This is a genomic window from Caballeronia sp. HLA56 (genome assembly GCF_054655155.1).
Window position 1 is genome coordinate 988,893 of record NZ_BAAHOB010000001.1, and the last position, 21,010, is coordinate 1,009,902.

A 21,010-nucleotide genomic window follows, 5' to 3' on the forward strand; every position below is an offset into this window, starting at 1 on the left:
GCCTCGCTCCTTACGATGAACTTCGTATGTCGGGGACTGCTTTTCGTGCATCCGGCGCGCGGCGGGTGCAGACTTGCACGCACGCGGTGCATGCTTTTACTTGTACGATCGATGCTGCATTCGAGCCATTCGGTTTCGCTTCAAATCCTGTCCGACTGGACAGGTTGTAGCCGATTAAAATAAGCAAATCAACGTCTTTCGTGTTGAAGCGAACAGAGCGAGAAGCGTGCCATTGCGCTGCAGCATCACTTGGTCGAACTTGCTGAGGCATGCAGAATTGAGAACAGCGCGGCATGCACGAACGCCGCAAATCAGGCACGATGCGGCACACGAGGCCTACGGAAGGAACAATGAGACACGACGAAGCGTCGCCCGGCATCGAAGAAAGCAGTAACGCCGTTCCGCCTTTGCGGCGGCGCAAGGCACAAATTCGCGAGACCAACGAGGCTCACCTTTTGGCTTGCGCCGAAGCCGTTTTCGCCGAGAAAGGACTCGAAGGCGCGAGCACCGCGATGATCGCCGAGCGCGCCGGCCTGCCGAAAGCCAATCTGCATTACTACTTCCCGACCAAGCTCGCGCTCTATCGACGCGTGCTCGAAGACCTCTTTGAAGACTGGCATCGCGCGGCGGATACGTTCGAATGCAGCGACGATCCTGCCGAAGCAATCGGCGGTTATGTGCGCGCAAAGATGGAGTTGTCGCGGCGCCGGCCGCTCGGATCGAAAGTCTGGGCAAGCGAGATCATTCACGGCGCGCATCACATGCAAGACGTGTTGAACGAACGCGTAAAACCGTGGCTCGATACGCGCGTCACGGTAATCGAAGGATGGATCGCGCGTGGACTGCTTGCGCCTGTCGAACCGCAGACCTTCATGTTTCTGATATGGGCGATCACTCAGCATTACGCCGATTTCGACGCGCAGATTCGCGCGCTGAAGGGCAAGCGCGCGCTGACTCGAAAGGCGTTCGACGAGGAGACCGAGGAAGTCGTGCGGCTGGTGCTTCGCGCGTGTGGCGCGCGTTCGCCGGGCAACGAAATCCGATAGCCGCCTAGGTGGCGGCCAGCGTTATTTCAAAAACAGTGCAGGCACGCCGTTTTTCACTTCGCGCGAGTTGAATTCGACGACCTTGCTCGTGTTGTTTTTAATGCAGATAGCAATTTCAGGCGCCTTCGCGGCAATTTGCTGCTTGACGTATGCGTCGATGGAATTTATCCGGAGTTTATTAACGTTGTCGAGATAGATAGCGCCAACGGACTGCGGCGTGCAGGCACTTCCGGTAGGTGGCTTGTTTTGATCGTCCCAATTGGTTGCGGCGGCGAATAGGTACAAGTAGACCGCCGTGGAGTCGGTGACGTCGCCACCCTGAGTCTGTATGAACGCGGTTTGATAGGTGTAGTCCGTGATTACGGGCGTCGGAAACTTCATGAAAATAATGTCGCCCGGACCTACGCGCAGTTTCTCGTCTGCATTGTGCGGAGTGCCGCCGGAGTCAAGCCACGTATCCGAATTGGACTTTACGTAGTAAGTCGGAATATCGCTGCTGCACGCGGTGTTTCCATTATTGGAACAATTGTCGGTTGCGTATTGAAGGCTATCCGGCTTCCATGCATTGATAAAGTCGGCGTGAGCGGTATATAAACTGCCCCATTGCGGCGTCAGCACGCCGTTCACCATGATCGGGTCCATCGACAACTGCGCGCCGTTCAGATCGCCGTTATTGCCAAGCGTGTATTGCAAGTTTAATTGCAACTGCTGAATCTTGATCGGATAAGCTTCGGGACATGAACCATCTTTGTTATTGTGGTAAGCCATGTTCTGAACGCCCGAGGAGAAATCCGGTTTAATGTGCTCGCCGTCCCAACAGTCTGGAAAATTGATCACGATGTCAAACTGGGCGTTGCCGTTCACAACGGTACAACTCGTCGGCGGGTTCGCCATGTAGCCCACATTCTGGCAAAAATATGCAATAGCCGGATTTGCCGCGGTTCCGTGGTGGTCGCCGGCGAGCATCTCCAGACCCTGCGGGATAGCGGTGACGACCGGGAGTTCGGTATTCTTTTGGTAGTAGGTCTTCTGGAAGTCGGGGACCACTATTCCGGCGGCGCGCTTCAATTGCGGCACCCAATAAGCGGACGCATCGGCAGTAATGTTACACGTCGTGGCTTTATTCACATTCAGCTTTGCGAGGTCGCTGAAGGCATCGGTCGATCGGTTGCCGAAAAAATCGTGCTGCATGGCAAGTCCGGGTAATCCGTAACGAACAATGGAATCGTCGGGCTTCGTGTGAGAATACGCGCACTGTACGCTGAACTGACCGGCATAAACGCCGGTTGTCGTAGCTGCTAGGAGGATTAGCAATAGAAGTCGCAGCAAGGAGGTGGCTTTTTTCATGACTATTCTCAGCTCTCTCGATAAAGTAAAATGCTCGCCGCAAGCATTGATTCACGTTGAATATCGACCGTTGAATTTATTGGCCGTCGTTCTGCCACATGAATTCTAGGATACCGGGACATCGAGAGAGCCTCGTTTTATTATTTTATTGACGCTCCTTTGCAAGTACGCGCGATATTTAACTCGTGCACATAAGCCGACTCATTTCGAAAGTGAACAAAACCGATCTGCGTTTCTTTTTTCGCGCCGATTAAATCGAGCGATCACCGCATTAAACAACGCGTCGAAATAAAAAACGCCGGCCGCAAAAATCGCGGTCGGCGTTCCTGGTGCTGCTTACTGCAGAACTGCTCTACTACGCTTCTCGCAAGTTACTACGCTTTCTGCCATCTACCTCACCTTCAACTGCCACTGCCACCACCACTGCAACTTGCCGGTATTCGATCTATTAATGACCGAAGTAGACCGAGTTACGATCCGAGATCGACGCTGACGGACGTGCGCCCGCTTGCGACGAACCCGCAGTCGATGCGCCGTACGACGACGTACCTTGCTGTGCATCCACGCGCGCTTCGGCTGCCTGAATGTTTTGCGGGTAGAACGCGTGGTCCGTCGACGGGTTATAGCCAGCCTTTTCCAACTGGACCAGCTCGGCGCGAACTTCTGCGCGGGTCACAGGGCCGTTGCTTTGTGCAAAGGCGAAAGTCGGAGCGGCCAGAGCCGAAGCAATAACGAGAGCCGGAACGAAAGACTTGATCATGATGAACCTCCTGGGATTTTGTTTTGAAATCGAAGACGAAGCCGGAAGCTTTTAAACAGTTTCTGATTTCGTTTCGCTTGAAAACAGTGTAGGAGGGACGCGACCTAGGGGAAACCCCGATTTGCAGGAAATATATTTGTCGAAGTCGCAACAATGGCGCATGCGCAACTGCAAGTCTTCAGCAGTTCGACAGACGTTAAGTTATTGTTTGTAATGATTTTCCACGCCAGATGAGGGCACTACAATCAGTGCTGCCCAAAAACATCATTACAGCGGCGTCAGACAATGGTCATACTGACGCCAGCTAAATTCAGGGCTCTTTCACATGCTCCAACGCCGCGACGACCAACTCCCGCAACAAGGGCTGAACGTCGCTCGCGCGCGCCTCATCGTAGGAATAAGGCGGTGCCTCGTTCATGTAAGTAGCCTGCGTGAGCTCCAGTTGCACCGCGTGAATCCCGTTGGCCGGCTGACCGTAGCGACGCGTTATGTAACCGCCCTTGAAGCGCCCGTTAGCCACCGTTGTGTAACGTCCGTCCGACTCCACGACCTGCGCGAGCCGCTCGGCCAGTTCAGGCGCCGCTGATGCTCCATCCGCCGTGCCGAAGTTGAAATCCGTGAGCCGGCCATTGAAGAAGCGCGGCACGACTGAGCGAATGGAGTGCGCCTCCCACAGCAACGCGTGCCCATGTTCCTCGCGCAAGGCGGCAAGTTCGGAAGCGAGCGCATCGTGATAAGGCTGCCAGTAGAGCGCGCGGCGCGCCTCGATCTGTTCGCGTGAAGGCTTATGACCTTCGAGATAAAGCGGCTCTTTCTCGAACGTATCGACGGGACAGAGGCCAGTCGTATCGCGGCCCGGATAGAGATTGGCGTCATCGGGCGGACGATTCAAATCGATGACATAGCGCGCGAATTGCGGCAGCAGAATCGACGCGCCCATCTCGCGCGCAAAGTCATAAAGCCGTTCGAGATGCCAGTCGCAATCATCCACTTTCCGCGCGACCGGCGTCATTTCTTGCGCGAGCCCGTCGGGTATACGCGTGCCGCGGTGCGGGATCGAGATGAGCAACGGCGCCGTGCCGCGCTCGAGCGTGTAGATCGCACAATCGTCCATGTGATGCCTCGCGTTTCAGTAGTCGATGAATGAACGCAGTGCGTCTTCGTCCGCCTGACAACTTGCGTCGATGATCTTGCATCCGCCGACGAAGACGTCGCGTTTCGGCGATTCACCATGCTCGCAGAAAACCGTATCGGAAAGCCAGCTTTTGGAGCCGCGTTCCTCCGTCGAGCGCGGCATCGAAAAGACAGTTGGCGCGATGCCGCACGCGTTGGCCGTCTTCCATCCATTCGAGCATCATGTTGCGTTGCCAGCCATCGGGCATCTGGCGCGATCCACGCGTTCACGGCGTATGGATGCCTATCTGCAACCACGACGCATCTTGCGATGCTTCGCACGCGACGCGTCCGTCCGCGCTTTCGATACGCAAGCTGTCGCCCGCTGCGAGCGCGATGCGTTCTCCATGGGCCAGCATGACGTTCAACATGCCGCGCGCGCAATGCAAAAACGTCACGTCGTGGTCCGGCGTCCATTCATGCGACTCGAAGCGGCTCGTCACCGAAGCATGCGCGCGACCGCGACGCGTCATCACGTTGAAGTCGCGCGTCGGACCTTGCACGAGCGCCGCGTGGATGGGCGTTTCGCCGGCAAAGCGCGCCATCGCGAGCGGCTCGTTCAACGTGTGCACATAGTCGGGTTCGGCGAGCGTCATGCCCGCGCCATCGAGCAGGATCAGCACGCGATCCACGCCCGCGAAGCTCGAAAACGCGCCATCCGCCGACACATCCGCGATGGAAAGCCGCCACGCGAACGTATCCATCGACGCGCCTTCCGGTTCCGCCGCGAGTTCGCGCGTAATGCCGCCGCCGTTCTTCCACGGCACGGCCGCGAGCGATGATGCGCGCAGGACGGTTGCCATGATCAAAAGTGGCCGGTGAACTGATAGCGGTCGCCGGGATGCCACAGATTCGCGACCGACGCCACCGTGTCGCGCGACCATGTTCGCCGATGCAGCAGCAGACACGGCTCGTGATCTTTCATCGCGAGCGCATGGCGAATCTCCGGCGATGGCAACGACGCCTCGATCCGATATTCAACCCGCTGCAAGGGCGCGGCAACCATCAGATATTGATTCGGCGTGATCTTCGTGAAGTCCTGACGCGCGTACTCCGGCGCAATGGCCGGGTTCACGTAGCGCTCTTCGAGTTGCACGGGCTCGTCGTTCTCGAAGTGCAGCACACGCGAATGAAACACGGGACTGCCGAGCGCAAGCTGCATTTCGGCGGCTAGCGCTTCATCGACGATAGAGGCACCCAGATGCAGCACCGCCGCGCGATACGCATGCCCGCGCGCGACGATTTCATCGGAGATACTGCGAATCTCGACCAGTGTCGAAGCGTATTTCGGCTGCGCCACGAACGTGCCCGCGCCCTGCACACGCGTGAGCACCTGTTCGGCCGTCAGTTCACGCACCGCGCGATTCACCGTCATGCGCGCCACTTTGAACTCGCGCGCGAGCTCGTTCTCGGAGGGCACCTGATCGCCCTCCTTCCATTCGCCGCCGTGAATGCGCTCGAGGATGTAGTCCTTGATCTCCTGATACGCGGGCGTGCTCATGCGCTTCGATCCGCGCTCTGTTCCGAGGCAAAGGAAAACGGACTGTGCTTTGCAATCTCGCCCGCCTGCACGAGCGTCGCAATGGCGGCGATATCGGGCGCGAAGTAATGATCGAGGTCGTAATGCGCGACTTGCGCGCGGATGGTCTGCATCACGTCGATAAGTGGCGCGCTCGTGCGATGCGGCGCGCGCAGATCGACGCCTTGCGCTGCCGCAAGCAGTTCGATGGCGAGAATATTGGCCGTGTTGCTCGCGATATCGCCGAGCTTGCGCGCGGCAAAGGTCGCCATGGAAACGTGATCTTCCTGATTCGCCGAGGTCGGCAAGGAATCCACGGAAGCAGGATGCGCGAGCGTCTTGTTCTCGGACGCGAGCGCCGCCGCCGTCACATGCGCGATCATGAAGCCGGAGTTCACGCCGCCATCGCGTACGAGAAACGGCGGCAAGCCGGAAAGCGTCGAGTCGATCAGAAGCGCGATGCGGCGCTCGGCCAGCGCGCCGATTTCGGCGGCGGCGAGCGCGAGGTTATCGGCGGCGAAGGCAACGGGTTCCGCGTGAAAGTTGCCGCCTGAGAGCACTTCGCCCGTGTCCGGGAAAATCAGCGGATTGTCGGAAACCGCATTCGATTCGATCAAGAGCACGTCGGCCGCATGACGCATCTGATCCAGACACGCGCCCATCACTTGCGGCTGACAGCGCAGGCTGTACGGGTCCTGAACCTTCTCGCAATCGGCGTGCGACAGGTTGATGCCCGAGCCCGCCAGCAACGTGCGATACGCCGCCGCCGAATCGATCTGCCCGCGATGTCCGCGCAACTCATGGATACGTGCATCGAACGGCACGACGGAGCCCGCGGCCGCGTCGACGGACAGCGCGCCCGCAACGAGGCCGGTGCAAAACAGGTCCTCGATGGCAAAGAGGTTGTAAAGCGCGAGCGCCGCCGATGCCTGCGTGCCGTTCAACAGCGCGAGCCCTTCCTTCGCCTGCAACGTGAGCGGTTCGAGCCCGGCCAGCTTGAGGCCATCTAGCGCGCTTGCGCGTTCGCCGCGCACCATGACTTCGCCGATACCGAGCAGCACCGTCGACATATGCGCGAGCGGCGCGAGATCGCCCGACGCGCCGACCGAGCCTTTCACGGGGATGACGGGCAATACATCGGCATTGAAAAGCGTGACGAGGGCGTCGATCAATTCGCGGCGAATGCCCGAATGGCCGCGCCCGAGACTCGACAGCTTGAGGGCCATCAAAAGACGCACGACCGGTCGCGACATCGGTTCGCCGACGCCGACCGCATGCGACAGCACCAGGTTGCGCTGCAGAAGTTCGAGCTGATCGGCGGGAATGTGAGTGTTGGCGAGCCGCCCAAAGCCCGTATTGATGCCGTAGGCCGGATCACCCTTGGCGGCGATCGCGGCAACGGCGCGCGCGCTCGCGTCGATGGCGGCGAAGCTCGCGGGATCGAGATTCAGCGAATCCGATCCGCGCGCGATGCGGCGTAATTGCGGCAGCGTGAGCTTGCCAGGCGTGAGCGTAATCATGTTTCTTCCTGTCTATACAAGTTAGGCACAAGTCTAAACGGGCAGAAAGGACGAAACAAGGGGATATCCGGGATTACACCGAGGCAATCCCGAACATAGCGCTTGACTTGTCTATACAGCTACAGCACTTTCTCCATCACGAGTTGCGCGAAGCGCTGCCCCCGCACCTCGACAGCCCGCGCAAGCAGCATGGTGAAGCCGCAATACTCGAAGAACGGCTGCGAGCCCAAGCTCGCATACGTGTGCAGCACGCGCATGCCGTTTTTCTCGGCAAGCTCCTCGATGGACGCGAGCAGCGCGGTGGCCACGCCTTTGCGCTGATGCCTCGGCTCGACGAACATCATGTCGATGAGCCCGTTTTCGTGGACATCGGCGAAACCGGCGAGCTCGTCGTCCGTGAATGCCACCCAGGTTGGCCGGCTGAGGCGGGCGGCATGCCACTCCTCGCGGTCGGTTTGCGCCCAGGCATCGATTTGTGCCGGGCTGTAGTACTCGGACGCGCTTTCACGAACGGCGCGCACGAACAGATCGATTACGCCGTCGAGGTCACTCGCCTGGTACGGTCTGATGTCAACTCTCGGGAACTGGGACTCGAACTCGACCATCTCATCACCTTCGTATTGCAGTCAAAAGAAACAAGCCGCGTGCGCGAAGCAGCGGCGAAAGAGCGTGAAGACACGCGGGAAAAAAGTAGGAGTTCATGCGGAACGCGGCGCTGCGGCAACGTGCGTGGATCAGCTGACCCAGGCCACCGTCGCAATACCGAGCGCGGTCATTGCGAGCGACGCGCCGACGTGCAGCGCGATCTCCGCGAGCGCCCAGCCGGGCCGCCCTTGCTGAAGATGCGCGACCACTTCGGCCGAGAACGTGGAGAACGTGGACAAGCCGCCCATCAGACCGGTCGTGACGAAGAGACGCCATTCAACGGAGATGTCCGGCAAGCGCGCAAAGGTCGCGACCGCCACGCCGATGATGTATCCGGCAATCACATTCGATGCAAAGGTGCCGAGCGGCAGGTTTGGAAAGATTCCATTGAGGCGCAAACCGAGCGCCCAACGAAGCAGCGATCCCAGCCCGCCGCCTATTCCCACCGCGATGATCGACAAATACATAAATAAAATCGATGTGATTGAAAGGTTGTCCGCACTCGGGATGCGCTCAGGCGTCAGTGGCAAGCCGCTCGATCAGCGCCGCGCGGCTCGTCTCGACGATCCACTGCTCGGCGTGCCGCAGCCGCGCCGCCCATGTGCCATTGCGCCGCTCTTCCCAGCAACCGGCTTCGTGGCCGTCGATGAAAAGCGAGCCGCGCATGACGAGTTGCGGAGCGGCGGGATCGAGCGTCGCATCGTCGTTGTGTTCGAGCTTCACGTCGTGCATGAAAGCGCCTGCAAAAAATCGTTGAAGAAAGTACCGTGCCGATGACCGATCAGCCAAGACCTCCATTCTAACGATAGTTCCTCCGTTCACCGTAACATGAAGGACATTGCCGAAAGGCAATTGAGTGTGCGTACGACCTGTTCGATGCCGGGCGCATCGAAGGCGAGCGTGACGGCATCGAGCCGTTCGAGCGTCGGCCACTGACAGAAGAGATCGGCATAAGCGGAGCTTTGCGTGCGCAGTTCGCAACGGCGTGAGTCCGGTGCATGGTGTGCGCGTGAACTTGAATGACGCGAGGCCTCGACCGTCTCCTTCGCCGCGCGCCTGATCGATGCGCACGCGGCTTCAGGCGTATCCGTAACGCCGCTCGAATAGCCGTGCGCCGTCTTCACGCAAACGAAGTTCGCATCCGGGAACACGGGCAAGGTCTCCGCGCCGAACACGTCGTCGCCCGTGATGAGCGCGACGCGTGCGCCGCGCGCCTCGGCAAGCTGCCCATAGAGCGCGGCCTCGCCAACCTCTTCTCCGTCGAGCATCACGCGCGCAAATGCAGCGCTGTTGATGGTATGCGCGAGAATTCCGCGACTCTGCGCCCGCGCGTGATAGCCGACCATGAACACCAGTTCCGGCGATGCCTCCAGTCCCGCCATCATGCCGAGCGTGCGCGGCTTGCCGAGCACGAGACGCGCGCGCGGATCGAACGCGTTCGGCAATAGATTACGAAAGCCGCCGTGAGAATCGTTGACCCAGACTTCGGTCGCGCCGCCATCGAAGGCACCGAGCACGGCGGCGTTCGCTTCGTTCGTCATGAAGCGGCGCGCCTGTTCGTATTCGCCGTTGCCCGCGCGCGTTTGCTCCGGATGGAACACGCCCGCGACGCCTTCAATATCCACCGAAATCAACACTTTCATTGGCTTTTCCACACTTCGTTGAGCGACGCGCGACGATGCCCGTCGCGGCCCGTGACGCTTTCGGCGCTGAAGAGCGCGTCGAGAATGGCCTGTTCGGTGGCGTCCGCCACGCATTGAAAGAGCGGATCGAGACGCGCGTCCGGCAGCAAGCGCGGCAAGTCGATGAACTCGGCGTCATGAGGCACGGTGTACGCCGTCGAAAACGCCAGCGCAATGTCGCCGCTACCGTGACCGAAGACCGAACCGGTGCGCGCGAGCCCGGCTGCGGCGCGCATGGCGAGACGGCGAAGCTGCCGCGCATCGAGCGGTGCGTCGGTGGCGATCAGCATGATGATCGAACCTTGCTCGCGTTGTGGCGCCTGCGCTTGCAGCGTGTGTCCAATGGCATCGCCGGCAATCGTGAGTTGCGGCAAGCGTCCGAAGTTGGCGAGCACGAGCGCGCCCGTGGTGTAGCGTTCATCGCCGATATCGACGACACGCGAGGCCGTGCCAATCCCGCCCTTCAAGTCGAAGCACGACATGCCGCGTCCCGCGCCCACGGCGCCGCGCGCGAAGTCCGGCGAACACGAAGCGAGCGCATGCCGGTAATGCGCTTCTTCGACGGCGAACGCCTGCATGTCGTTCAGAAAGCCGTCGTTGCATTCGAGCACTAGCGGATTCACGCTCGGCCAGTCGCGGCCAATGCGCGGATTGCCTTCGAGCGCCGCGCGGATCTGCGCGTTCGCCACCGTGCCGGCCGCGAAGGTGTTGGTGAGCGCGACAGGCGTTTCGATCACGCCGAGTTCATCGATCTGCACGAGCCCGACGCTCTTGCCGAAGCCGTTGATGACGCATGCCGCCGCTGGCGTCTTGTTGCGATACGCATCGCCGTCATGCGCGCGCACCACCGTCACGCCGGTTTGAATCGCGCCATCGGCGAGGGTGTAATGGCCAACGCTCACGCCCGTCACGTCCGCGATACTGTTGCGCGCGCCCGCGTCGAGCACGCCGATATGCGGCGGCTTCACGGCCGGTCGAGCTTGGGATCGAGCGCGTCGCGCAGACCGTCGCCGAGCAGATTGAACGCAAGCACCGTGAGAAAGATCGCGAGGCTCGGGAAGATGGCGACATGCGGTGCCATCGCCATGTCGGCGCGGGCTTCGTTGAGCATCGCACCCCACTCGGGCGTCGGCGGCTGCGCGCCAAGGCCGAGAAACGAGAGACTCGCCGCCGTGATGATCGACGTGCCGATACGCATGGTGAAATACACGACGACCGAGGAAATGGTCCCCGGCAGAATGTGCCGCATGATGATGGTCCAGTCCGACGCGCCTATGCTGCGCGCCGCCTCGATATACGTCAGGTGCTTGAGCGCGAGCGTATTGCCGCGCACGAGCCGCGCGAACGCGGGAATGCTGAAGATAGCCACCGCGCAGATCACGTTGATCATGCCGTTACCGAGAATGGCCACCACGCCGATGGCGAGCAGAATGCCGGGGAACGCGAACAGCACGTCTGAAATACGCATGACGATGCGGTCCCACCAGCCTTCGTAGTAGCCCGCGAGCAGCCCGAAGAACGTGCCGATCACCGCGCCGATCACGACCGACAGCAAGCCCGCCGAGAGCGAAATGCGGCTGCCGACGAGAATGCGGCTCAAAATGTCGCGGCCGAGCGAGTCGACACCGAACCAGTGCGCTGCCGAAGGCCCCGCGTTGAGCGCGTCGTAATCGAAATAATTTTCCGCGTCGTAAGGCGCGATATACGGCGCGATCACCGCGATCAGGATCAGAAGCACGACGAACACGGCCGCCGCGAGCGCCACGGGCTGACGCTTGAGCTTGCGCCAGAACTCCGTCCACGGCGTGCGGATCTCCTGTTGCGGCGCGACCGCGACCTTCGCCTCTGTGGCTGTCACACTCATGCGGTCCTCACTTGAAACGAATGGTCGGGTTGATGACCGCGTAGAGGACATCGACCACCAGATTGATGACGATGAACTCCAGCGAAAACAGCAGCACTTCGGCCTGGATCACGGGATAGTCGCGCATCTCGACGGCATCGACGAGCAGGCGCCCGAGCCCCGGCCAGTTGAACACTTTCTCGACCACGATCGAGCCGCCCAGCAGGAAGCCGAACTGCAGGCCCATCATGGTGACGACGGGGATCATCGCGTTACGCAGGCAGTGTTTGACGATAACCATCGGCTCGTGCACGCCCTTCGCGCGCGCGGTGCGCACGAAGTCCTCGCCGAGCACTTCGACGAACGACGCGCGCGTGAAGCGCGCCATCACGGCGGCCACGGCCGCGCCGAGCGTGAGCGACGGCAGCACGTAGCTCTGCCACGAGCCATCGCCGACGATAGGCAGCCAGCCGAGCTTCACCGAAAAGATTTCCATCAGCAACATGCCGAGCGCGAAGGCGGGAAACGAGATGCCCGATACCGCGATGGTCATGCCGAGCCGGTCCGGCCACTGGTTGCGCCAGACCGCCGAGACGATGCCTATCGCCATGCCGAACGCCACGGCCCACGCCATGCTCGCGAGCGTGAGCCAGAGCGTCGGCATGAAGCGCTCGCCGATCTCCGTGCTCACCGGCCGCTTGCTGCGCGTGGACATGCCGAAGTCGAAATGCACGATCTTGCCGAAGAAGCTCGCGAATTGCTGCGGCAAGGGCTTGTCGAGACCGAGATCGGCCCGCACGAGCGCAACCGTCGCCTGATCCGCTTCGGGCCCGGCGGCCAAACGCGCGGGATCGCCCGGCAACATGTGCACGAACAGAAACACCAGCACCGCGACGATGAAGAGCGTCGGCAAGAGCCCGAAGAGGCGTTTGGCGAGGAAGGTAAGCATCGTCGAGGCGCTTTACTTGATCGCGATGTCGTCGAAATTGAACGAGCCGTCGGGCATGACGTAAGCGCCCGTCAGACGCTTGCTGCGCGCATACACCACTTTCTCCGTGACGAGGAAGATCCACGGGGCGTCGTCCCAGATGCGCTTTTGCGCGTCGGCGTAAAGCTGCGTCTTCTCCTTTCGGTCGGTCGTGGTGAGCGCCTTTTGCAGATCGGAATCGACGGTATCGTTCTTGTAATAGGCCGTGTTGAAGAGCTTCGGCGGAAACGACGAACTCGCGAGCAAGGGCGAGATGGCCCAGTCCGCTTCGCCCGTCGACGACGACCAGCCGACGTAGTACATGCGCACCGGCGCGGTGGCCGGCTCCGGTGCGCTTTCCACGCGCTGCACGCGCTGGCCGGCTTCGAGCGCTTCGATCGTGGTCTTCACGCCCACTTGCGCCAGCTGCTGCTGCACGAACTGGATGATCTTCTGCGCCGTCGTGTGGTTATAGCCCGACCACAACACGGTCTCGAAACCGTTCGGATAACCCGCTTCCTTCAGCAGCTCGCGCGCCTTGGCCGGATCGTATTTCCACGGCCCGAGCTTGGTGGAGAAGTCCACGCCCGGCGGCGCCACGCCTTCGGACGGCACCGCGTAACCGGCAAATGCAACCTTCACGAGCGCGTCCTTGTTGATCGCATAGTTGAGCGCTTGACGCACCTTCGGATTATCGAAAGGCTTCTGCGACGTGTTCATGCTCACGTAGCGCTGAATGATGGAAGGCGCCGCGATCAGATCAACCTTCGGGCTCGCCTTGAGCGTCGCGGCCTGCTCGAACGGAATCGAAAAAGCGAAGTCCGCTTCGCCCGTTTGCATGAGCGCGGCGCGCGTGTTGTTATCGACCACCGGCTTCCAGTCGATCATGTCGATCTTCGGATAGCCCTTCTTCCAATAGCCCGCGAACTTCTTCACCTTCAGGTCGTCGGTCTGCTTCCATTCGACGAACTCGAACGGTCCCGTGCCGACCGGATGAAACGCGATGTCCTTGCCGTATTGCTTCAACGCGGTGGGCGAAATCATCACGCCCGCCGGATGCGCGAGCACGTTGATGAACGCGGAAAACGGCATCTTGAGCGTGATCTTCACCGTGTACGGATCGATCACTTCGGTCTTCTCTATCTTGTTGAAAAGACCGTAGCGCTTGAGCTTGTTGTTCGGGTCCGTGACCCAGTCGAAGGTTGTCTTCACGGCTTCGGCGTTGAAGTCGGTGCCGTCCTGAAACTTCACGCCCTGCCGCAGCTTGACCGTGTAGACCTTCGCGTCCGGACTCGCTTCGTAGCTCGTCGCGAGCACGGGCTGAATCTTCATGTCCTTGTCGAAGCCGAAGAGCCCTTGATAGAACGACTTGGCGACCGCTTGCGAGAGCGTGTCGTTGGCATCGTAGGGGTTCATCGTCGTGAAGGTCGAGGCCACCGCCATCACGGCGGTGCTCTGGGCAAACGCGGGCGCGGCGGCAAGCGCGCTGAATACGCATGCGCTCGCGGCTAAAAGCGCGCGCATGGAGCTGGATTTCGTTGACGGCATCGTTAGACTCCTTTGACTTGACTGATCTTGACTAGCGCTTAATAAGCGCCGCCGACATGATGCTCGGCGACATAATGGTCCGGGCCGACCGCAACGAGTTTCGCCACCACCGGTTCGTCGCCGAGTTTGCGAATGGGGCTCGGTATTTCGTCGGCGGCGAGCATGCGTTTGGCGTGACGGCGCGCGGGATCGGCCACCGGCACCGCGCTCATCAGCTTTCTCGTGTACGGATGACGCGGCGCTTCGAACACCGCCGCGCGCGGCCCGATCTCGACGATCTGCCCGAGATACATCACCGCCACGCGATGACTCACGCGCTCGACCACCGCCATGTCGTGCGAGATGAAGAGATACGCGACGCCGAGTTCGCGCTGCAGATCGAGCATGAGATTGACGATCTGCGCGCGCACGGAGACATCGAGCGCGGAGACGGATTCATCGGCGATCACGACTTTCGGGTTCAATGCAAGCGCACGCGCAATGGCGATCCGTTGACGTTGCCCGCCCGAGAATTCATGCGGATAACGCTGCGCGGCTTCGGGCGGCAAGCCGACTTTTTCGAGCAGCCAATCCACGCGTTGTTGCGCTTCCCGTCCGCTTGCGACGTTGTGGACGAGGAGCGGTTCCATCACGGAAAAGCCCACGGTCAAACGTGGATTCAGCGAGGCGAACGGGTCCTGAAAGATGAACTGGATATTGCGGCGCAGCGCCTGAAGTTCGGGGCCTTTCAGCGCGCTGATGTCGCGTCCGTCGAATTCGATGGAACCGCTCTGGCTTTCGACGAGCCGCAAGAGCGAGCGCCCCGTGGTCGACTTGCCGCAGCCCGATTCGCCGACGAGCGCAAGCGTCTCGCCCGGACGCAGATCGAAACTCACGCGCTCGACCGCATGCACCGCCGCCGTCGTGCGTCCGAAGATGCCGGTCTTCACCGGAAAGCGCGTGACCAGATCGCGCACGCGCAAAATTGGCCGCGCGGTTTCGTCGATGGCGGGCTGCGTCTCTCTTTCGACCGCCGCGGATGGCCGCAGCGCGCTGGCATCGTCGGGGGCGAGTTCGGCAGGCTCCACTTCGAGAATCGGAAACTTGGCGGGGCGATCGGTGCCCTGCATCGCGCCGAGCGTCGGCACGGCGGCGAGCAGCGCCTTCGTGTACGGATGCCGCGGACGCGCGAACAGCGCGTCGGATTCGGCTTCCTCCACCTTCTCGCCGCGATACATCACCAGCACGCGATCCGCCACTTCCGCGACCACGCCCATGTCGTGCGTGATGAAGATCACGGCCATGTTCATCTCGTCCTGTAGGCCGCGCACGAGTTGCAGAATCTGCGCCTGAATGGTCACGTCGAGCGCGGTGGTCGGTTCGTCGGCAATGAGCAGCGCGGGCCGGCACGAAAGCGCCATGGCGATCATCACGCGCTGCCGCATACCGCCCGACAACTGATGCGGATAGCGCCCGAACACGCGGCGCGCCTCGGGAATGCGCACGAGATCGAGCAGACGCAGCACTTCGTTCTTCGCCTCCGCGCGGCTCTTGCCCTGATGCAGCGCGATGGCTTCCGCGATTTGATCGCCCACCGTGAACACTGGATTGAGCGAGGTCATCGGCTCCTGGAAGATCATCGCGATATCGGCGCCGCGCACGCCGCGCATCGTGGCGGACGAGGCTTGCGCCAGATCGAGCACTTGCCCGCTGCGTCGCCGGAACGCCATGCTGCCTGCCGTCACCGCGCCGCCGCCGTGTTCGACGAGACGCATGAGCGCAAGCGACGTCACCGACTTGCCCGATCCCGATTCGCCGACAATGGCGAGCGTCTCGCCACGATCGACGGCAAAAGACATGTTGCGCACCGCTTCGACCGTGCGCGAGCGCGAGCGGAAAGTGACGGAGAGATCGCGTACGTCGATGACGCGTGCGTCGGGTAACGTCGTCATGTGCGGTAGATCGCCGTGAAGGGTTGCTCGCCCACGCGCGCGAACCCGCGATACATCCCTTCGGTATTGAACGGCAGCGTGACATTGCCCTTTGCATCGACGGCGATGAGCCCGCCGCGTCCATCGATACGCGGCAGCTTGTTCATCACGACATCGCGCGCGGCGACTTCGAGCGGCAGCCCGCGATATTCCATCTGCGCCGCCACGTCGTAGGCAGCCAGCATGCGCATGAACATCTCGCCCGTGCCCGTGGTCGAGACCGCACAGGTCGCATCGTTCGCGTAGCAGCCCGCGCCGATCAACGGAGCATCGCCGACGCGGCCGATCTGCTTGTTGGTCATGCCGCCCGTCGATGTCGCGGCCGCGAGATGACCGTGCGCGTCGAGCGCCACCGCGCCGACCGTGCCGAACTTCTTCGCGGGATCGAGCGGATCGTCTTCGCCCGCGGCGAGCGTCGCGGCGTCGTGATCGAGCATCGTGCCGGATGCGCCACGCGCCTTCTGCCATTGCTCGTAGCGCGCATCGGTATGAAAGTACGACGGCTCGACGAATTCGAGGCCTTGCGCCGCCGCGAACGCTTCCGCGCCGGCCGCCGTAAACATCACGTGTTCGCTCACGTCGAGCACGCGGCGCGCGGCGAGCACCGGGTTCTTCAAGCGCGTCACGCACGAGACGGCGCCTGCTTCGAGCGTCGCGCCGTCCATGATGGATGCATCGAGTTCGTGCGTGCCCGCGGACGTGAAGACCGCGCCGTGACCTGCATTGAAAAGCGGACAATTTTCGAGCAGACGCACGGCTTCGGTGACGGCGTCGAGTGCGCTGCCGCCATCGGCGAGCAGGCGTTCAACCGCGCGCAGAATCTCCGCGAGCGCCGCGTGATAGCGCGCTTCGGCGTCGCTCTTGAGCGCGGCGCGTACGATCGTGCCGGCGCCGCCGTGAATGGCAATGACCGGAATGGCGTTCATGATTCGCGCGGCTCCGTGTGGGGATGTCGAGTCTGCCGGCGGCGCGGTGTTTGCACGCCGGACGCACTCTTGAGGATAGAAGGTGCGACGAGCCACGGCAGCACGAATTCGGTCAATCCGGATGCCGCCTCGACCGAACGCTTCGCGCGATGCGCAACGGCGTCGCACAAGGCTTCGATGACGGCAAGCACGGCGGTGTCGCAATTCGCGGCGAGCCGCCGTTCCGCGCCGATGGTCAGCACGAGATCCGCGATACGCGCGAGCGGCGACGCGATGCTGTCGGTGAGCGCAACCACGCGCACGCCATGGTCGCGCGCTTGCCGCGCAAGCGTGATGGTGTCGTCGACATAGCGCGGGAAGGCGATGGCAACGAGCAAATCCTCGCGCGATGCCGTGAACAGACGCCGCGCCGCATGCGATGGCCCGCCCGTCAGCGCGAGCGACTGCACGTTCGCGCAATAAGGCGTGAGGCCATGCTCCATGAGACCGGCGAGGAACGCGCTCGCGCCGTAACCGAGCACGAAGACCTGGCGCGCCGCGAGAATGGCTTCGACGACGGCGACGGCCTTCGCGGCATCGACGGAAGTCTGGGCAAGACGCAGGTTCGCCGAGGCCTGCGCGAGCGAGGCATCGAAGACATCCGCGCCGCTAGCGGGCGATTCCAGCGCGGAGCGCAATCGTTCGACCGGCGCGATGGTGGCTTCGAAGCCGCGCACCAGCGCCTCGCGAAACGCGGGATAGCCGGAAAAACCGAGCGCGCGCGCAAAGCGGTTCGCCGTGGCAACCGATGCCCCGACCGCTTCCGCCAGTTCGTCGATCCGCATGGTGGCCGAGCGAAACAGGTTGGCGAGCACGAACGCGCCCATGCGCTGATGGATCGGCGTCAGGCCCGGCATGGCCGCCGCGATGCGCGCGGAGATCAGATCGTCGGCATCCGTCGACGGATGGACCGCTGGTAAGCGTGACATGGGCGCTGGAACAACTCCCGCTGTAAGCAAATGCAATGAAAGTATATTTACCCAAAACAATCGCCGAAAAAAATTCATTTTCATCGAACGCGGGTTTTCGATAAGACGGTCATCGAGCAAACCGTGCGCGCGGAAATGGTGCGCGTTCATGCACAATAAGGGGCGCCTTGCATTCGCCCTTTCGTGGAAGCCATGAATCTCGATTTTCTGCCCGACCAGTTGCAACAGCATTTGCCCACGCATCCGTGGGCGCAACTGGTCTTCGGCATCGTCATGCTGGCGCTCGTCGCGCTCTTCGTGCAGTGGGTGGTCGCGCGCATCGTGCTCGTGATCGCGCACCGGCTGCTCGTGCTGGCCGGACACACCGCGTGGGATCAGGCGTTCATCCGCCGGCGCGCCTATCACCGGTTGTGGTACGCGGTGCCGTTTGCGACCATTGCGCTCGGTATCGACGACGTGCCGCATATCGGCCGCTGGGCGACGGTCATCGAGCGTGTGGCGCACAGCGGCGCGTGGGTGTGCGTGTTCCTCGCGACGGGCAGCGCGTTATCGGCGTGGCAGGATGTCTATGCATCGAGCAAGGAAGCGCAGACGCGCTCCATCAAGGGCTATGTCCAGATCGGCAAGCTCGCGCTCGCGCTGGTGTGCAGCGTGCTCGTGCTGTCCATTCTCATCGACCGTTCGCCGCTCTGGATGCTCTCGGGTCTCGGCGCGTTGTCCGCCGTGCTGCTGCTCGTGTTCAAGGACACGCTGCTGTCGCTCGTCGCGAGCACGCAGCTCACGTCGAACGACATGCTGCGCATAGGCGACTGGATCGAGATGCCGCAAGCATCCGCCGATGGCTTCGTGAAGGACATCGCGTTGCATACGGTCAAGGTGCAGAACTGGGACAACACGGTCACCACGGTGCCGACCTACAAGCTCTTTTCGGAGAGCTATCGCAATTATCGGCACATGTTCGAATCGGGCGGGCGGCGCATCAAGCGGACCATGCGTATCGACGCGCAATGCGTGCGCTTTCTAAGCGACGACGAAACCGACCGTCTCATGCGCTTTCGCCTGCTGCACGATTATCTGCAGCAAAAACAAACGGAAGTCGAACAGGCCAACCGCAATCTCGGCGAACTCGCCAACGAACCCGCGAACCGGCGCAGGCTCACGAACATCGGCACGTTTCGCGCCTACGCGCTGGCTTACTTGCAGCGGCATCCCGAGATCCGGCAGGACATGACGATCATGGTGCGCATGATGGAGCCCGAATCGCAGGGCATTCCGGTGGAGGTCTACTGCTTCACCGCGACGACCGCCTGGACGCAGTACGAGCGCATTCAGGGCGATGTCTTCGACCATCTGCTGTCCATTCTTCCGGAGATGGGATTGCGGCTCTACCAAGCGCCGTCGGGCGCGGATATGTCGGGACTCTCGGGCCGTCTGCGCGGCGAAATGCCGACGCTTTGATTACGCCTTCACACGGGCGCGGGAAGAATCGGGCAAGAATCGTCCAGTTTTGTGTATTCACGCAAGGGTTTCGAATCCTTACGATGTGATCATCGCCGATGTGCCTTGTTTCCCGCCGCTTCGCCTGCCCGGTCAAGCGGCGGTGTGTAGTGGCGCGCATCGCCTTTCCATCGTCGGAATAAGGAAAACTCAACGTGATCGATCGCGTCCATGCCATGCGTGTCTTTACGCGTGTCGTCGATACGAACAGCTTCACGCGCGCTGCCGAATCGCTCGGCATGCCGCGTGCAAGCGTCTCGACGACTGTGCAACAACTCGAAGCATTGATCGGCGTGCAATTGCTCGCCCGCACCACGCGCCGCCTGAACCTCACGGTCGACGGCGCCGCTTATTACGAACGTTGCGCGCAGATTCTCGCGGATATCGACGAACTCGAATCCGGCTTCGGCGCGGGCGAGGAACGTCTGCGCGGACGGTTGCGCGTGGAGATGCCGGACACCGTCGCGACGTCCATCGTCGTGCCCGCGTTGCCGGAGTTCCATGCGCGTTATCCGCAGATCGAACTGTCGATCGGCATCGGCATGCGTAATGTCGATCTGGTCGGCGAAGGCGTCGATTGCAGCGTGCAGCTTGGCGAATTGCCTGACTCGGGGCTCATCGCGCGGCGGCTTGGCGTGCTCGAACAAGTGACTTGCGCGAGTCCCGCGTATCTGGAAAAGCACGGCATGCCCGCATCGGTCGATTCACTCGCGCAGCACGTCGCGGTGAACTGCGTGTCGAGCAAGAATGGCCGCCCCGCCGATTTCGATTTCGACGTGGACGGTGAAGCCGTCACCATGAAGATGCGCGGCTTCGTCCAGGTCGCCGATGAACACGCGTATCTTGCGTGCGGCATAGAAGGGCTCGGACTGATACAGCCGTTGCGGATCGCCGCGCAGCCGTATCTGCGCTCGGGGCAACTGGTGGAAGTGCTGCCGCAATGGAAGTCGCCGCCGCTGCGGGTCTCGGTGGCGTTCTTGAAGAGCCGGCAGGCGACGCCGCGCGTCTCGGTATTCGTCGACTGGCTCGCGGACCTCTTCGAGCGCACGCAGCAAATGGACGATACGCTCACGAGCCTTTATCGCGCCGCGCGCCGCAACGCGCCCGCACGCCGCGACCGGCCTTCGGAAGAAACCGCCGACGTCTAACGAACGGGCGTGGCCGCGTCCTCGCCCACCACGGTGTTCCACTTGCGCACTTGCCAGCGTTCGACGAGACCGTTCACCACGTAAGGATCGTTACGTGCGAACGCCTCGGCGACCGCGGGCGAGTCGCCCTGAAACAGCAATATGGCGCGATCGGCGGGCGCATCGAGCGCACCGGCCAGCACGATCTCGCCGCGCTCGGCTGCCTGCCAGGCGAGCTTTAAATGCGCATCGCGAAATTCCGCGCGCCGCTCGAGATAGTCGGCGCTGAGTTCGTAGATCATCAGGTAATGCATCGTCTGTCTCCTTGATGTGATTGCGAACGTGCGAAGTATCCTATTTTGCATGCTTTCGGAGTTATTTTAAGACTCCAATCAGAAGCGTCCGATCGCGTTCCCCGCAAGGATCAAACATCATCGACAGGTTAAGTCAAGGACCCGTCATGAAGCGCGAT

Annotated in this window: 22 protein-coding genes; 3 read left to right on the forward strand and 19 right to left on the reverse strand. The window is 61.7% G+C overall.

Annotated elements, in window-relative coordinates:
* Nucleotides 1-350: 350 nt before the first annotated feature.
* Nucleotides 351-1,046, forward strand: coding sequence for a TetR/AcrR family transcriptional regulator (locus tag ACYQ47_RS04605; RefSeq protein ID WP_250467350.1), 696 nt, complete (start codon nt 351-353; stop codon nt 1,044-1,046).
* Nucleotides 1,047-1,067: 21 nt separating this feature from the next.
* Here ACYQ47_RS04605 and ACYQ47_RS04610 read toward each other — a convergent pair whose 3' ends face one another.
* From ACYQ47_RS04610 to ACYQ47_RS04695, 18 genes are all read right to left on the reverse strand, one after another.
* Nucleotides 1,068-2,393, reverse strand: a complete 1,326-nt coding sequence (locus ACYQ47_RS04610) for a DUF1996 domain-containing protein (protein ID WP_459904609.1) — start codon at nt 2,391-2,393, stop codon at nt 1,068-1,070.
* Nucleotides 2,394-2,841: 448 nt separating this feature from the next.
* On the reverse strand, nt 2,842-3,150 hold the full coding sequence (locus tag ACYQ47_RS04615; RefSeq protein ID WP_459904832.1) for a DUF4148 domain-containing protein: 309 nt from the start codon (nt 3,148-3,150) through the stop codon (nt 2,842-2,844).
* Nucleotides 3,151-3,463: 313 nt separating this feature from the next.
* Nucleotides 3,464-4,267, reverse strand: a complete 804-nt coding sequence (hutG, locus tag ACYQ47_RS04620; protein WP_459904611.1) for an N-formylglutamate deformylase — start codon at nt 4,265-4,267, stop codon at nt 3,464-3,466.
* Between the two features lie 112 nt (nt 4,268-4,379).
* A complete protein-coding gene (locus ACYQ47_RS04625) occupies nt 4,380-4,535 on the reverse strand; it encodes a hypothetical protein (RefSeq protein ID WP_250467353.1) in 156 nt (51 codons plus the stop codon).
* A gap of 18 nt (nt 4,536-4,553) precedes the next feature.
* Nucleotides 4,554-5,129: a HutD/Ves family protein gene (locus tag ACYQ47_RS04630; protein WP_459904612.1), complete on the reverse strand. Its 576-nt coding sequence runs from the start codon at nt 5,127-5,129 to the stop codon at nt 4,554-4,556.
* 2 nt (nt 5,130-5,131) lie between these two features.
* On the reverse strand, nt 5,132-5,827 hold the full coding sequence (hutC, locus tag ACYQ47_RS04635; RefSeq protein ID WP_244829373.1) for a histidine utilization repressor: 696 nt from the start codon (nt 5,825-5,827) through the stop codon (nt 5,132-5,134).
* Nucleotides 5,824-7,365: a histidine ammonia-lyase gene (gene hutH / locus ACYQ47_RS04640; RefSeq protein WP_459904613.1), complete on the reverse strand. Its 1,542-nt coding sequence runs from the start codon at nt 7,363-7,365 to the stop codon at nt 5,824-5,826. The genes hutC and hutH overlap by 4 nt, the downstream gene beginning before the upstream one ends.
* Before the next feature lie 119 nt (nt 7,366-7,484).
* Nucleotides 7,485-7,970: a GNAT family N-acetyltransferase gene (locus ACYQ47_RS04645; protein ID WP_459904614.1), complete on the reverse strand. Its 486-nt coding sequence runs from the start codon at nt 7,968-7,970 to the stop codon at nt 7,485-7,487.
* Nucleotides 7,971-8,099: 129 nt separating this feature from the next.
* Nucleotides 8,100-8,477, reverse strand: a complete 378-nt coding sequence (gene crcB, locus ACYQ47_RS04650; protein WP_244829370.1) for a fluoride efflux transporter CrcB — start codon at nt 8,475-8,477, stop codon at nt 8,100-8,102.
* A gap of 46 nt (nt 8,478-8,523) precedes the next feature.
* Complete coding sequence (locus ACYQ47_RS04655) at nt 8,524-8,742, reverse strand: hypothetical protein (protein ID WP_459904615.1); 219 nt, start codon at nt 8,740-8,742, stop codon at nt 8,524-8,526.
* A gap of 86 nt (nt 8,743-8,828) precedes the next feature.
* A complete protein-coding gene (locus ACYQ47_RS04660; RefSeq protein ID WP_244829368.1) occupies nt 8,829-9,653 on the reverse strand; it encodes a M55 family metallopeptidase in 825 nt (274 codons plus the stop codon).
* Nucleotides 9,650-10,660, reverse strand: coding sequence for a DmpA family aminopeptidase (locus ACYQ47_RS04665; protein WP_250526850.1), 1,011 nt, complete (start codon nt 10,658-10,660; stop codon nt 9,650-9,652). Before ACYQ47_RS04665 ends, ACYQ47_RS04660 begins: the two co-directional genes overlap by 4 nt.
* Nucleotides 10,657-11,556 (reverse strand): glutathione ABC transporter permease GsiD, encoded by a 900-nt coding sequence (gsiD, locus tag ACYQ47_RS04670; protein WP_250493576.1) that lies wholly within the window; start codon nt 11,554-11,556, stop codon nt 10,657-10,659. Before gsiD ends, ACYQ47_RS04665 begins: the two co-directional genes overlap by 4 nt.
* A 7-nt stretch (nt 11,557-11,563) precedes the next feature.
* Complete coding sequence (gene gsiC / locus ACYQ47_RS04675) at nt 11,564-12,484, reverse strand: glutathione ABC transporter permease GsiC (RefSeq protein WP_244829365.1); 921 nt, start codon at nt 12,482-12,484, stop codon at nt 11,564-11,566.
* Nucleotides 12,485-12,496: 12 nt separating this feature from the next.
* Entirely contained in the window at nt 12,497-14,026 is a 1,530-nt protein-coding gene (gene gsiB / locus ACYQ47_RS04680) for a glutathione ABC transporter substrate-binding protein GsiB (RefSeq protein ID WP_370652206.1), read from the reverse strand.
* 62 nt (nt 14,027-14,088) lie between these two features.
* Complete coding sequence (locus ACYQ47_RS04685) at nt 14,089-15,981, reverse strand: dipeptide ABC transporter ATP-binding protein (RefSeq protein WP_250493577.1); 1,893 nt, start codon at nt 15,979-15,981, stop codon at nt 14,089-14,091.
* Nucleotides 15,978-16,946, reverse strand: a complete 969-nt coding sequence (locus ACYQ47_RS04690; protein WP_250510204.1) for an isoaspartyl peptidase/L-asparaginase family protein — start codon at nt 16,944-16,946, stop codon at nt 15,978-15,980. Before ACYQ47_RS04690 ends, ACYQ47_RS04685 begins: the two co-directional genes overlap by 4 nt.
* Nucleotides 16,943-17,914 carry a MurR/RpiR family transcriptional regulator gene (locus tag ACYQ47_RS04695; protein WP_250526854.1) on the reverse strand — a complete coding sequence of 324 codons (972 nt, stop codon included), beginning with the start codon at nt 17,912-17,914 and terminating at the stop codon, nt 16,943-16,945. The genes ACYQ47_RS04690 and ACYQ47_RS04695 overlap by 4 nt, the downstream gene beginning before the upstream one ends.
* A gap of 192 nt (nt 17,915-18,106) precedes the next feature.
* On the opposite strand from ACYQ47_RS04695, the gene ACYQ47_RS04700 reads away from it, so the two are divergent.
* Nucleotides 18,107-19,372, forward strand: coding sequence for a mechanosensitive ion channel family protein (locus tag ACYQ47_RS04700; RefSeq protein WP_244829360.1), 1,266 nt, complete (start codon nt 18,107-18,109; stop codon nt 19,370-19,372).
* A gap of 194 nt (nt 19,373-19,566) precedes the next feature.
* Nucleotides 19,567-20,559 (forward strand): LysR family transcriptional regulator, encoded by a 993-nt coding sequence (locus ACYQ47_RS04705; RefSeq protein WP_244829359.1) that lies wholly within the window; start codon nt 19,567-19,569, stop codon nt 20,557-20,559.
* Here the strand turns inward: ACYQ47_RS04705 and ACYQ47_RS04710 are convergent.
* Nucleotides 20,556-20,852: a YciI-like protein gene (locus tag ACYQ47_RS04710; protein WP_459904616.1), complete on the reverse strand. Its 297-nt coding sequence runs from the start codon at nt 20,850-20,852 to the stop codon at nt 20,556-20,558. The genes ACYQ47_RS04705 and ACYQ47_RS04710 overlap by 4 nt on opposite strands.
* Between the last annotated feature and the right edge of the window lie 158 nt (nt 20,853-21,010).

Coding starts and splice junctions, on each gene's coding strand:
- hutC (WP_244829373.1), bottom strand. CDS start 5,827: ATGAGCACGCCCGCGTATCAGGAGATCAAGGACTACATCCTCGAGCGC.
- ACYQ47_RS04610 (WP_459904609.1), bottom strand. CDS start 2,393: ATGAAAAAAGCCACCTCCTTGCTGCGACTTCTATTGCTAATCCTCCTA.
- hutH (WP_459904613.1), bottom strand. CDS start 7,365: ATGATTACGCTCACGCCTGGCAAGCTCACGCTGCCGCAATTACGCCGC.
- ACYQ47_RS04630 (WP_459904612.1), bottom strand. CDS start 5,129: ATGGCAACCGTCCTGCGCGCATCATCGCTCGCGGCCGTGCCGTGGAAG.
- ACYQ47_RS04710 (WP_459904616.1), bottom strand. CDS start 20,852: ATGCATTACCTGATGATCTACGAACTCAGCGCCGACTATCTCGAGCGG.
- gsiB (WP_370652206.1), bottom strand. CDS start 14,026: ATGCGCGCGCTTTTAGCCGCGAGCGCATGCGTATTCAGCGCGCTTGCC.
- ACYQ47_RS04625 (WP_250467353.1), bottom strand. CDS start 4,535: ATGCCCGATGGCTGGCAACGCAACATGATGCTCGAATGGATGGAAGAC.
- ACYQ47_RS04655 (WP_459904615.1), bottom strand. CDS start 8,742: ATGCACGACGTGAAGCTCGAACACAACGACGATGCGACGCTCGATCCC.
- crcB (WP_244829370.1), bottom strand. CDS start 8,477: ATGTATTTGTCGATCATCGCGGTGGGAATAGGCGGCGGGCTGGGATCG.
- gsiD (WP_250493576.1), bottom strand. CDS start 11,556: ATGAGTGTGACAGCCACAGAGGCGAAGGTCGCGGTCGCGCCGCAACAG.
- ACYQ47_RS04695 (WP_250526854.1), bottom strand. CDS start 17,914: ATGTCACGCTTACCAGCGGTCCATCCGTCGACGGATGCCGACGATCTG.
- ACYQ47_RS04645 (WP_459904614.1), bottom strand. CDS start 7,970: ATGGTCGAGTTCGAGTCCCAGTTCCCGAGAGTTGACATCAGACCGTAC.
- ACYQ47_RS04605 (WP_250467350.1), top strand. CDS start 351: ATGAGACACGACGAAGCGTCGCCCGGCATCGAAGAAAGCAGTAACGCC.
- ACYQ47_RS04690 (WP_250510204.1), bottom strand. CDS start 16,946: ATGAACGCCATTCCGGTCATTGCCATTCACGGCGGCGCCGGCACGATC.
- gsiC (WP_244829365.1), bottom strand. CDS start 12,484: ATGCTTACCTTCCTCGCCAAACGCCTCTTCGGGCTCTTGCCGACGCTC.
- hutG (WP_459904611.1), bottom strand. CDS start 4,267: ATGGACGATTGTGCGATCTACACGCTCGAGCGCGGCACGGCGCCGTTG.
- ACYQ47_RS04700 (WP_244829360.1), top strand. CDS start 18,107: ATGAATCTCGATTTTCTGCCCGACCAGTTGCAACAGCATTTGCCCACG.
- ACYQ47_RS04660 (WP_244829368.1), bottom strand. CDS start 9,653: ATGAAAGTGTTGATTTCGGTGGATATTGAAGGCGTCGCGGGCGTGTTC.
- ACYQ47_RS04685 (WP_250493577.1), bottom strand. CDS start 15,981: ATGACGACGTTACCCGACGCACGCGTCATCGACGTACGCGATCTCTCC.